This window comes from Campylobacter concisus (assembly GCA_002092835.1).
Lineage (GTDB): Bacteria > Campylobacterota > Campylobacteria > Campylobacterales > Campylobacteraceae > Campylobacter_A > Campylobacter_A concisus_K.
This window is the reverse complement of sequence record LVWL01000020.1, coordinates 59,926-72,673: the sequence shown is the minus strand read 5'-3', so window position 1 is coordinate 72,673 and position 12,748 is coordinate 59,926. Positions and strand designations below refer to the sequence as shown.

The following is a 12,748-nucleotide window of genomic DNA, read 5'->3' as shown; positions in this document are numbered from 1 at the left end:
ATTATTCTTTGCATCCAAATTCCTTATCTAGCCCAAAGACCTTGCAATACTCGCAAAATACGCAGCTAACGCTTCTTTTTGCACAAACAATTGGAATATTTCTCTTTTTTGCTTGAGTTTTAATAGTCTTCATAGTGTTGTGGTTTAAAAAACTAGTTAGCATCACCACGCACTCGGTATCTTGAGGGATTGGTTTGCGATTTACGCGGTTTTCATTTCTAGCATCCCAGTGTTCTATCTTCTCAGCTCCCAAATCATGTAAAACTGCCTTGATAGGCGTTATCTCATCTGCACCGATAACTAAAACTGACATAATAAGCTCCTAAAATTTATTCATTTTCTGATAATGATTATAAGGAAGCTTAACTAAAATTTTTCTTAGTTATGATATTTATTATCACTTATATGTAGAAATTTGTAACGTTTTACTTAGATATTTAAACATCTAAACTCTTTTAATCTTAGATACCGTAAACAAAAATATGATAAGTCCGCTTGCGGCAAAAAAACTACCGACATTCCCGATATTTTGCTCGCCTAAATGAACTATCGTCTGATGCCCTATTAGCGCCCCTGCTCCGATGCCTATGTTATAAATAGCCGAAAATATCGCCATTGCAGCATCAGTTGCATTTGAGGCAAGATTTAGTACTTTTATTTGAAAGCTCATATTTACACCAGCTATGCCAAGCCCCCAAACAAAGGCCAAAACTAGCATTAAAACTTCATTTTTAGCAATAAAATTTAACAAAAGCAAGCAACATAAAATAAGCATGATAGAAATTGCAGAAAATGCATTTGGAATAAGCTTATAAAATTTAGAGAAAAGTAGGCTTGCAACTACGCCAGCAACACCAAATATAAGCAAGAATATTGTGATAAATTTTCCATCAAAGCCACTGATATCTTTTGCAAATGGCTCAATGTAGCTATAAGTGCTAAAATGCGCGCTTATAATAATTGCAGTTAGTAAAAATACGACCATCAAAAGGCCATTTCTTGCAAGTTCTGGCAAGCTTTTAAGCGAGCCTGAGTTTTTGCTTGGCAAAAGTGGCAAAATTTTATATAGCCAAGCTCCAACACCAATAGCAAAAATTCCGATCAATCCAAAGGTCACACGCCAACCAAGTGCATCACCTAAAATTCTTCCAAGTGGCAGACCAAGTATCATCGCTAGCGATGTACCAAGAGCTAGTAATCCAAGAGCTTGCGAGCTTTTATTTATCGGTGCTAGCCTAACAGCAAGTGAAGCAGTGATAGCCCAAAAAATGGCATGGGCAATAGCTACCATCAACCGAGCAATAATTAAAATTTTAAAATTCCAAGCAAAGGCGCAAAGCGTATGAGCTACAACAAATACGATAAAAACCTTTAAAAGAAGAGATCTTCGTTCTAAATTTGCAGTTAAAAGCATAAGTGGCAAAGAAAGTATCGTAACGCTCCACGCATAAATCGTGATGATAAGACCAGTATCAGCCGTGCTCATATCAAAATCTTTCGCAATATCACTTAAAAGTGGCACTGGAACAAACTCAGTAGTGTTAAATATAAAAGCACAAAAAGCAAGAGCTATAACCCTTAAATAGGCTACCCTATGAACACTTATCAAATTTTATCCTTAAATTTTTTCATTACGGTAATGGAATTTTACTTAAAGTTAGTAATTCAAAAGGCAAAATCCTCAGAATTTATTAATGACATAGATTAATAGTAGATTTTGGAAACTATCTCTATAATAAAAGATTTTTAAAAATCGTAAGAAAATTTAAGGCGGAAAAATGGCTAAAATAATGAAAACTATGGACGGAAACGAAGCTGCGGCGCACGCGGCTTACGCATTTACGGAGGTTGCGGGCATCTACCCGATCACCCCTAGCTCGCCGATGGCCGATTACACCGATATGTGGGCGGCTCAGGGTAAGAAAAATTTATTCGGCATGCCCGTTAAAGTCGTCGAAATGCAAAGCGAGGGCGGAGCTGCGGGCACCGTGCACGGCTCGCTGCAAGTAGGCGCTCTAACTACGACGTATACGGCTTCGCAGGGTCTTTTGCTAAAAATCCCGAATATGTACAAGATCGCCGGCCAGCTACTACCCGGCGTCATCCACGTGAGCGCGCGCTCTATCGCGGCTCAGGCGCTTTCTATCTTTGGCGATCATCAGGATATCTATGCCTGTCGCCAAACGGGATTTGCGATGCTGGCAAGCGGCTCCGTGCAGGAGGTCATGGATATCGCCGGCGTCGCGCATCTAGCGGCGATCAAGGGTCGCGTGCCGTTTTTGCACTTTTTCGACGGATTTCGCACGAGCCACGAGATACAAAAGGTCGAGGTGCTTGACTACGCGCACTTTGATAGGCTTCTTGACCGCGAGGCGCTGCAAAAATTTAGAGACGAGGCGCTAAGCCCCGAAAGCCCGAAAACTCGCGGCACGGCTCAAAACGACGACATCTACTTCCAGACGCGCGAGCTAGCTAACCGCTACTACGACGCGGTGCCTGATATCGTGGCCGAGTATCTAAAAGAAATTTCAAAAATCACGGGACGCGATTATAGACCGTTTAATTATTACGGCGATCCGCACGCTACGCGCATCGTAGTCGCGATGGGTTCGGTAACGCAAACTCTAGAAGAAGTCGTCGATTACCTACGCGCAAAGGGCGAAAAAGTGGGCGTGCTAAAGGTACATCTATACCGTCCGTTTAGCCTAAAATACCTCTTTGACGTGATGCCTGAGACGGTAGAAAAGATCGCCGTGCTAGACCGCACGAAAGAGCCGGGAAGCCTCGGCGAGCCGCTATATCTGGACGTCAAGGCGGCGTTTTACGGACGTAAAAATCAGCCCGTGATCGTGGGCGGCCGCTACGGCCTAAGCTCAAAAGACGTCGATCCTGTGCAAATGCTAGCCGTCTTTGAAAACTTAAATTTAAGCGAGCCTAAAAATGGCTTCACCGTCGGTATCGAGGATGACGTGACCTTCACCTCGCTAAAAGTCGGCGAGAAAATTTCGCTAAGCGATGCAAGCGTGAAAGAGTGCCTATTTTACGGCCTTGGCGCGGACGGTACAGTAGGAGCGAATAAAAACTCCATCAAAATCATCGGTGATAAAACAGAGCTTTACGCGCAGGCGTATTTTGCCTACGATAGTAAAAAATCAGGCGGCTATACGCGCTCGCACCTACGTTTTGGTAAAAACCCGATCCGCTCGACCTATCTCGTCTCAAATCCGCACTTCGTAGCCTGCTCGGTTGCGGCGTATCTTGAAATTTACGACGTTATAGACGGCATCCGCGAGGGCGGGACATTCCTGCTAAACTCTATCTGGGACGCCGAGCAAACGGTTGCCAAACTGCCGAATAAAGTAAAGAAAATTTTGGCCGCTAAAAAGGTAAATTTCTACATCATCAACGCCACGAAGCTAGCTCGCGAGATAGGGCTAAAAAACCGCACGAACACAATCATGCAGTCGGCATTTTTTAAACTCGCAGACATCATACCGTTTGCCGACGCGCAAAAATACATGAAAGAGTACGCGCACAAAGCCTATGCCAAAAAGGGCGAGGCGATCGTGGAAATGAACTACAAGGCAATCGACATGGGCGCGGACGGCCTAGTTAAAGTCGCGGTCGATCCTAGCTGGGCAAATCTGACGGATAACGCCGCTAACGAGGAAAAATACGTCGGCGACGAATTTATAGAAAAAATCGTTAAGCCTATCAATGCCGCCAGGGGCGATAGCTTGCCTGTTTCGGCGTTTGTTGGGTACGAGGACGGACACTTTAAATCAGGCACGACGGCGTACGAAAAACGTGGCATCGGCGTGATGGTGCCAAAATGGATCGAGGAAAATTGTATCCAATGTAACCAGTGCGCCTTCGTCTGCCCGCACGCGGTGATCAGGCCGTTCCTCATCGATGAAAACGAGCTTGCTGCCGCTCCGCAAACCGTACAAGATCACGTCTTAGACGCCAAAGGCAAAGAAGTAAAAGGACTAAAATACAAAATCCAAGTGAGCCCGCTAGACTGCACGGGCTGCGAGCTGTGCGCTCAAAACTGCCCGAGCAAGGAAAAATCGCTCGTCATGGTGCCGCTAGCCGAGGAAATGGAGAAAAACGAGCAGGAAAACGCCGATTATTTATTTAAAAAAGTAACCTACAAAGACGACCTGATGAGCAAAGATAGTGTCAAGGGCGTGGGATTTGCGCAGCCGTTATTTGAGTTTCACGGCGCGTGTCCCGGATGCGGTGAGACGCCTTATATCGGGCTTGTTACGAGACTGTTTGGCGACCGTATGATAGTAGCAAACGCGACTGGTTGTAGCTCGATCTACGGCGGTAGCGCACCTTCGACGCCTTATACGACGAACAAAGACGGCAAGGGCGTAGCGTGGGCGAATTCGCTGTTTGAGGATAATGCGGAGTTTGGTATGGGTATGAACGTCGCGGTAGAGACTCTGCGCCACCGTATCGAAGACGTGATGCTACGCACTAAAGATGCCGCGCCAAATGCCTTAGCCGCGCTATACTCCGACTGGATCGCTCATAAAAACGACGGCGAGAAAACGACGCAAATCGCTAAAATTTTAACGCCGATTTTGGAGCAAAATTTAGACGTAGAGGGCGTGAAAGAAATTTTAGAGCTAAAAAGATATCTCGTCAAAAAATCTCAGTGGATCATCGGCGGCGACGGCTGGGCGTACGACATCGGCTTTGGCGGGCTTGATCACGTACTAGCTAGCGGCGAGAACGTAAACGTGCTTGTGTTAGATACCGAAGTCTACTCAAACACTGGCGGCCAGAGCTCAAAATCAAGCCGCGCGGGCTCGATAGCGCAGTTTACCGCTAGCGGCAAACCGATGCAAAAAAAAGACCTAGGCTACATCGCGATGACCTACGGAAATATCTTCGTAGCTCAAATCAACTCAAACGCGAGCCAAGCAAATACGATAAAAGCCATCGCCGCAGCCGAGGCCTACGATGGACCTAGCCTCGTGATCGCGTATTCGCCGTGTATCGCGCACGGTATCAAGGGCGGTATGGCGCTCTCTGGCGATCAGGGCGAACTAGCGACGAAATGCGGCTACTGGCCGACCTACGTCTACGATCCGCGCCTAATCAAAGAGGGCAAAAATCCGCTCAAGATGACCTCAAAAGAGCCTGATTGGTCGCTTTACGAGGAGTTTTTGCTAAACGAGGTTCGCTATAACTCGCTTAAAAAAACTAACCCGCAGCACGCGGACGAGCTGCTGGCTAAAAATAAGGCCGACGCGCAAAGACGCTACCGCCAGCTAAAACGCCTAAGCTTGGCTGACTTTAGCGATGAGGTCGAGTCTAGCTCGCCTGAGATCGCCGAGGATATCTCTTCTGGAGTAACAGCCGAGTAAGGCGCAAATTCTCCCACTTAAATTTATCATGTGGGAGAATTTTGTTTTTAGATAATTTCACTTAAAAAAAATTAAATAACCCACAAACAAAATAAGTAAGTTTCTAATCCTTAAAGTGAAATTAAGTCGTAAAAAGTCAAAATCGCATATCTTAAAATAAATAAAAAGGAGTAAAAATGCTTATTACTATAATTGTCGTTGTTATTGCCTTAGCGGCTTATATTATTAAAATATATAATAAACTACAATCAATGATGCAAAATATCAGAGAGAGCTTCGCAAATATCCAAGCTACGCTCAAAAAACGTTTAGATCTATCAAATCAAATAATAGATATAGCCAAAGATTATGCAAGTAGTGAACAAATGATTCAACTTGGTGTTTCTGGAAATGGAGTCGCAAAAGTAGCTGCTTTGGCTCAAGCCTTTCCGGAACTAAAGGCTAACGAAACATATCAAATGCTAATGTCGCAGTTAGAAAAAATCGAGAGTGAACTCCTAAATAAACGTGAAAGCTATAATGCTGAGGTGAAAAGCTATAATTCTTATAAAAATGCGTTCCCGCAAGTCCTAATAGCCTCAAAACTATCTTTTGAATCAGTCGCTTATTTTGACATTAATGATGAGGACTTTAGCGAAAATTTAAAAATATTTAAAAAAGATGATTCGGCTAGAATACAAGAAATTTTAAGTGACTCTAATAAGAAAATCACCGATATTGCAATGAATGCGAAAAAGATGATTAACGATAAAATTTCAAATAATCCAAACCAAAAAGAGTAACTTTTTATAAAATAATAAATGGTTTAAATGGCTAAAATTTTAAAAGAGATAGATGAATCAAATTAGTCCATTTAAACCGATTTTTGATAAAAATTCTAAAATTTTAATCCTCGGCTCCTTCCCTTCCGTCGTTTCTCGTAAATTTGGCTTTTACTACGCAAATCCGCAAAATCGCTTTTGGCGGGTACTGGTCGGGATTTTAAACGCTCCGTTGCCTACAAATACGGATGAAAAGATAAATTTTCTGTTTGACCACCACATCGCTATCTACGACGCTGCGATCTCGTGCGAGATAAAGGGCTCGAGCGATGCCAAAATGACCACTATCGTGCCTGCAAATTTAGAACCGATCTTTACCGGCGCGCGAATAGCGCAGGTGTTCGCCAATGGCGGCAAGGCGCATGAAATTTGCGAAAAATATCTAAAAACTCAAATTTTAAACGCAACGGGCAAAGAGCCCGTCAAGCTACCCTCAACTAGCCCGGCAAATGCAAATTTTAGCTTTGAAAGGCTCGTGCAAGAGTGGACGGTCGTCGCGGAGGCGCTAAAAGACGGCTAAATTTGACGCAAGCCTTCAAATTTAACTCATCAGAAACAACCGCGCCTTCACCTTAATTTTAGTTTCAAATTTTAAAATTACCCAAACTAAACAAAGCAGGAAAAACTATGAAAATCCTAAAACTTCTATTTTTACTTCCGCTTCTAGCGATCGGCGCGCAGGCGCTGGAGCCAAAAATCGTAATGAAGCCCGAAGCGAGCCTAAAAAACGGGCTTTACTACGTAAAAGGTAAGCTCTACGACGGCACGTTAAAGATGCTTCGATACAGCGTCGAGGACCTATATGACGTAAATGCGATGGGCATGGTCTATCCGAGGCTAAAGCCCCTGCCGCCCACGCTTATACGCGAGATAGACGTAGAGGGCGGCGTCGCGGTGCGATATAGGGACTATTTTGACGGCAGGGACAAACCCTCAAACGAATACCCTCTAAAAAACGGCGTCCGCGAGGGCACGGCGAAGCACTACCACTCAGATAGCGGCGCTCTGATGGGCGAGAGCGAATACAAAAATGACGTCCGCGACGGGCTCTACCGCCGCTACTACTTTGACGAGGGCGGCGCGTTAAAGCAGGAGGGTACCTATAAGGCGGACAGGCGAGAGGGCGTGTTTACCGACTACTACGTTAGCGGCGAGGTTAGCGCACGCAGCCCGTACGTGGGCGGACTGCGAAACGGCGAGGACATCGACTACTACAAAAGCGGCAAAATCCGCGGCGTGCGAACCTACAAAAATGACAAGCGAGAAGGCGCGGAAAAATGGTACTACGAAAGCGGCGCCGTGGAGGAGACGGGCGAATACAAAAATGACCGCAAACAAGGCGTTTGGAAGCGATTTTATGAAAACGGCAAAACACGCGTGGTAGAAAATTACAAAGACGGCGAGAAGGACGGCGTCGCGCGCGAATACTACGGGGGCGGCAAACTTAGAGGCGAATACGAGTACAAAGACGGCCGCCAAACGGGCGCGGGGCTTGACTACTACGAGAGCGGGGCGCCGGCTGCCAAAGTGATGTTTAAAAACGGGCGCTATCACGGGCTATATGAGGAGTATCACGAAAACGGCAAGCTAAAAGCCAGGGTGATGTTTGAGGACGGGTTGGAGGTCGGCGAGGCGCGCCACTACTACGCAAACGGCAAACTAGAGGCCGAGGGCGAATTTGAGCGCGGCAGGCTCATCCGCGCCAAAAAATACGACGAATCGGGTAAGCTAATCAGCGACAAGTCTGATAAAAACGGACTGCCGAGGGGGTAAATACTAAAATAAGTTGCTACTGGCATCATTTGAATTTTTACCAAACCAAATATTTACGTCCTTTTTTATTTTGAATATTTTAATTAGCCTTAAATCACACTACAATAGTTGTACTTAATATTAAAATTTTTATATTTATCTTTTGCATCTTAGCCATAAAAGCAGCAATCTAATCTATAAAATTAATAATATTTTTATAAATAAAAGCGAAATTTCAATATAACAAGTAGTATAATTGCAAGTATATAAATATTATTTTTTATATTTTAAGTGTATTTTTGATTTTTGTATTCTGGTTTTTAAATATCTTAATAAGGAGCAAAAATGCATACTCTTGGTCTAATCATAGCCTTACTTACGCTTTTTGTTGTAGGCTGGGCGATTTTAAAAGGCAAATACGCCACTTTCGTGCTCTTACTCTCTGGCGTTATCATGCTTGTCTCTTCAGTTATTCTTGATACGGGAAAATTTTTACCAGAAAAGGTAAAGAGCACTGGAAATTCCTTGCTAGATGTAGTTGAGTTTATACGCTATATGCTCTCAAATAATTTTTCACAACTTGGACTTTTGATCATGTTAATGGTCGGTTTTGCAAGTTACATGACTCATATCGGAGCAAATCAAGCCTTTGTAGGCATCGCCACAAAAAGGTTTAAAGCCATAAAAAGCCCATATTTTATGATATTCATAGCTTTTTGCGTAGCAAAACTTATAAGCATGGTAATAACCAGTGCGGTTGGACTTGGCGTGCTTTGTCTTGCACTTCTTGGACCAGTTCTTATATCACTAGGACTAAATAAACTAAGCGTTGGTAGTATTTGTGCGATGAGTGGAGCTAGCTCAATGGTACTTCTTGGCTCATCGACAGCCGCTGCTGCAAAAGCAACTGAACTTGAGGTGCTTGATTATGTTTTTATCTATAAAATTCCAGCGGCTCTTCCAACTGTGCTCGTGATCGGCATTGCATTAGTTCTTTGGAATAGATACTTAGACAAAAAAGAAGGTTGGGTTTGTAGCGAGCATGTAGGAGAGAGCATTAGTTTTGACGATAAGGTGGATGTTCCAAAAGAGCAAGCACCTATGATCTATGCTCTTTTACCATTTTTACCGATGATTTTAGTAGTAGTTTTTTCGCCATATTGTTTAAAAACTATAAAACTAAACATATCAAGCGTCATAATCCTTTCTATGATAATTGCTATGGTTTTTGAAGCATTTAGGCATAAATTTAGCTTTGAAAAGCTTGGCGAAGGGCTAAAAGTATTTTTTAATGCCATGGCAAAAAGCTTAAGCGGTGTTGTTATGCTAGTTGTGGCAGCTGGTATATTTGCTGAAGGTTTTAAAGCTCTTGGTATGCTTGATGCTATTGTAAATTTGGCAAAAAGCATAGGTTTTGGAGGGCTTGGCATGTCTATACTTTTTGTATTTATAACAACCATCGTTACAATTATAGCTGGCTCAAACGGTGCAAGCTTTTATCCGCTTTTAAATATGGTGCCAAATATAGCTAAGAGCTTAAACATCAACTCTGTTATGCTCGTGCTTCCTATGCATCAAGCCTCTACAATAGCTAGACCACTTTCACCTGTCTCTGGCGTAGTGGTAGCCATTTCAGGCATGCTTCACATTAGCCCACTTTCGCTCATTAAAAGATGTAGCGTGCCAGCTATTTTAGGTCTTATAAGCCACCATATATTTGTATTTTTACTATCATTTTAAGGAGAAAATATGAGATGGAGCTTTGATGATTCTTACGTAGATTTTGATAACGAAATTTTTACCTCATCGTTTGAAAATCTAAAAGCACAAAATGAAAATTTGGTTAAATTTTTAAACAATAGCGAGCTTACCAAAGCTATCATCTCATACGAAGAAGCATACAAAGAAGCAACCAGCCTACTCGCATTTTGTCGTTGCAAAAGTAGTGATAATACAAAAGATGAGCTAGCTAGTAAATTTGAGCTAAAAATAAAAGAGCAAAAAGCTAAACTTGATACGGCAAAGGAGCTACTTTTTGATAAATTTGATAGCCTAAAAAGTGATGATAAAATTTTTCAAAGCGCTCAATTTAAACATATAAAATTTCTATATTTAGAGCATAAAAATAGTAAGAGTAAAATACGAAAAAAGAGTGAAAGAGATTTTTTTGCAAATTTAGCGCTCACAAATTTTTTCCCACTTTTTACAAATTTTAGACATCTAAATAATTTAATAAATATCTCTACTACCAATAAAAATGCAAAAACACAAAGCTATAATCTTGCAAAATGTATGGGTATATTAAAAGGATCAGATGATGAAATTTTACGCAAAAATGTGTTTGATGCTCTGAGTTCTCACTATGATAAATTTGCCGATCTTTATCTTGATATCTTAAATATGCTTCATGGATTTAGACTGGCTAAATTTAAGGCAGCAAAAGTTGATTTTTTAACTCCAAGCCTTGAAGAAAATAAAATGAGCCTTGACACTTTAAACGCCATGCAAGAAGCCATTAGCAAAAGAGTGGAAAAAATAAGAGAATGCGTAAGAATAAGAGCTAGCTTTTTAGGTAGTAAAAGTATGAGAAGTTGTGATCTTTTGGCACCTTATCCACTTAGCAAGCATAGTGAAATTTCTCATGACGAGGCTATTAAAATCATCAAAAAAGCATTAAAGCCACTAGGTGAAGATAGTTTTATCGAGCTTATGATAGACAAACACTGGATAGAAAGCGAAGTGCGAGAGAATAAAGCTGGCGGAGCATTTTTTGTGAATTTGCCAAAATTTAAGCAACCAAGAATTTTTACCACCTACATGAATACTCTTTCGCACTTAATCCAGCAAGCTCATGAGCTTGGGCATGCTTGGCACTACTACTTGATGCGTGATCTTCCGGTTTTAAGCGCAAATTTTCCAATGAGCTTAGCCGAGAGCGCGAGTACATTTAATGAGACTCTTTTACGAAATGAGCTAAAAAAAGATGACTCACTTAGGGTAGAAATTTTATGGCAGGAGCTAAAAAGCGCTGCAAATTTTTTACTTCATATAAGCGTTAGATACGAGTTTGAAACTAGCTTTTTAAAGCTGAGACAAAAAGGTCAAGTCAGTAAAAAAGATGCAAGCGATCTTTTAAAACAAGCTTGGGATAAATTTTATAAAGACAGCACGAGCGATGTTGAAGAATTTTTGCCATATTTTAAGCCACATTTTTATAAAACAGATAACTACATCTACAACTATCCTTATAGTGTCGGTTATCTACTATCACAATTTTTTCTAAGTGAGTTTAAAAAAGATGAAGCAAAATTTTGCAAAATTTATAAACAATTTTTAATAGAGTGTGGCACAAAAAGCGTGGAAGAGCTAATGAAAAAACACTTTAAAAAAGATACGGCAAAGTGCGAATTTTGGCTGATTGGCATAGATGAAGCGCTAAAAAATTTAGATGAGTTTAAAAAGGTAGTGGCTGTATAAATTCACTAGTTATCTTAAACGTTTTATTTTTTTCGAGAAATTTTATAAATTTTTGATGGAGCATCTTCGAAAAAATGATCATCTACTATTTCATCAGCCACGCTCATAGCCCAAGTTTCATTAAAATTTTGTCCATTCTTGTTTGCACTGCTTGAATAAAGCCAGTCAAATTTAGCTAAAAATTTTTCGTGCTTGCACTCTTTTACGACTCTAATAGCCTTTAAATTTGGATACAAAAATGTAGCTTTTCTTGAACGGCGTATAAAATTTTTATATTTTTTTGGCACTCTAACAAGCTCATTTAAAACGCTAAATTTCGCTGTCGTGATAAGGCAAGGTTTATTCTCATCACGCATTTTGGCCTTATTTATCTCTTTATAATCTTTACTCAAAAAGCCAGCTGTCGTATCGGTTTGTGCTAGAAATATCATAATTTTTCTCTTTTTGATAGTAAAAATATACAAGAGATTATTAGAGCAAATCCTAAAAAATCCCAAAATACAAATTTTGTTCCAAGCCAAAAGTAGCCAAAAAATGCTGCGCTTAGTGGTTCTATGCAGGCTAATAAACTAGCTTTTGCTGCTCCTATGAGCTTAACACCTATCATATAAAAGCTAAATGCAAAAATGGTGCCAAGCGTAATAACAGCAATAAATGCTAGCCATTGATTTATACCATTAAGCCCAGCAAAATCCCAAACTCTCATATAGCAAGCAAGCACTACCCCACCCATAACCATGCCCCAGCCAAGTGTAAGAGTGACTGAATATTTCGCATTTAGCCTTGCTGGAGCAAGATTATAAACACAAACGCAAATAGCGCTAACTAAGCACCAAAACAAGGCCTTTGGCGAAATGACAAGAGATGAAATTTGAGCATGTGTGCTCAGGAAAAATACGCCAAGCATAGCTAAAAATAGAGCTAAAATTTCAAGTTTTCTTGGGACGCGCTTTTCTTTTATGCAAATGACCAGTAAAATTAAAGCAGGAGCAGTGTATTGAATAACAGTTGCAACTGCGGCATTTGAAAGCTCAATGGAGTAAAAATAAGCGTACTGTGTCATCATAAGCCCAAGCAGGGCATAGACTAAAAACTCACCAAGGAGCTTTATATCTTTAATCGGAGCAAAAACGGCACTTGGTTCTTTAAAAGCATAAAAAATTACAATAACAATGCCAGCTAGCATCAGTCTATATGGCACCAAAAAATCAGAATTTATACCAAGTGAAAATAGATACTGCCCACAAACCCCACTAAATCCCCAAAGGATACCGCCAACTAAAGCAAGGAGTATCCCAAGACGATGAGTATTCATTA

At 41.3% G+C, this 12,748-nt stretch carries 9 protein-coding genes and 1 pseudogene; 6 read left to right on the top strand and 4 right to left on the bottom strand.

Going from position 1 to position 12,748, the window contains the following annotated elements:
* Position 1: 1 nt before the first annotated feature.
* Together A3835_06215 and A3835_06210 are read right to left on the bottom strand one after the other, a co-directional pair.
* Positions 2-313, bottom strand: coding sequence for a fumarate reductase (locus A3835_06215; GenBank protein ID ORI07181.1), 312 nt, complete (start codon positions 311-313; stop codon positions 2-4).
* Positions 314-445: 132 nt separating this feature from the next.
* Positions 446-1,609, bottom strand: a complete 1,164-nt coding sequence (locus A3835_06210) for a sugar transporter (GenBank protein ID ORI07180.1) — start codon at positions 1,607-1,609, stop codon at positions 446-448.
* Positions 1,610-1,778: 169 nt separating this feature from the next.
* Here A3835_06210 and A3835_06205 point away from each other — a divergent pair, with 169 nt between their 5' ends.
* The 6 genes from A3835_06205 to A3835_06180 all read left to right on the top strand — a co-directional run bounded on the left by A3835_06205 (position 1,779) and on the right by A3835_06180 (position 11,431).
* Positions 1,779-5,381 carry a pyruvate:ferredoxin (flavodoxin) oxidoreductase gene (locus A3835_06205; protein ORI07179.1) on the top strand — a complete coding sequence of 1,201 codons (3,603 nt, stop codon included), beginning with the start codon at positions 1,779-1,781 and terminating at the stop codon, positions 5,379-5,381.
* 176 nt (positions 5,382-5,557) lie between these two features.
* The gene (locus A3835_06200) at positions 5,558-6,163 is read left to right on the top strand and encodes a hypothetical protein (protein ORI07178.1); all 606 of its coding nucleotides are present in this window, start codon (positions 5,558-5,560) and stop codon (positions 6,161-6,163) included.
* Between the two features lie 52 nt (positions 6,164-6,215).
* Positions 6,216-6,722: a DNA-deoxyinosine glycosylase gene (locus tag A3835_06195; GenBank protein ID ORI07177.1), complete on the top strand. Its 507-nt coding sequence runs from the start codon at positions 6,216-6,218 to the stop codon at positions 6,720-6,722.
* Positions 6,723-6,829: 107 nt separating this feature from the next.
* Positions 6,830-7,975: a hypothetical protein gene (locus tag A3835_06190; protein ID ORI07176.1), complete on the top strand. Its 1,146-nt coding sequence runs from the start codon at positions 6,830-6,832 to the stop codon at positions 7,973-7,975.
* Positions 7,976-8,299: 324 nt separating this feature from the next.
* Positions 8,300-9,694: a C4-dicarboxylate transporter DcuC gene (locus A3835_06185; protein ORI07175.1), complete on the top strand. Its 1,395-nt coding sequence runs from the start codon at positions 8,300-8,302 to the stop codon at positions 9,692-9,694.
* A 9-nt stretch (positions 9,695-9,703) separates the two neighbouring features.
* Complete coding sequence (locus A3835_06180) at positions 9,704-11,431, top strand: peptidase M3 (GenBank protein ORI07174.1); 1,728 nt, start codon at positions 9,704-9,706, stop codon at positions 11,429-11,431.
* 9 nt (positions 11,432-11,440) lie between these two features.
* Here the strand turns inward: A3835_06180 and A3835_06175 are convergent.
* Together A3835_06175 and A3835_06170 are read right to left on the bottom strand one after the other, a co-directional pair.
* Positions 11,441-11,862 (bottom strand): annotated as a pseudogene (locus tag A3835_06175) (Sua5 YciO YrdC YwlC family protein).
* Positions 11,859-12,746 (bottom strand): hypothetical protein, encoded by an 888-nt coding sequence (locus tag A3835_06170; protein ORI07173.1) that lies wholly within the window; start codon positions 12,744-12,746, stop codon positions 11,859-11,861. Before A3835_06170 ends, A3835_06175 begins: the two are co-directional and overlap by 4 nt.
* Between the last annotated feature and the right edge of the window lie 2 nt (positions 12,747-12,748).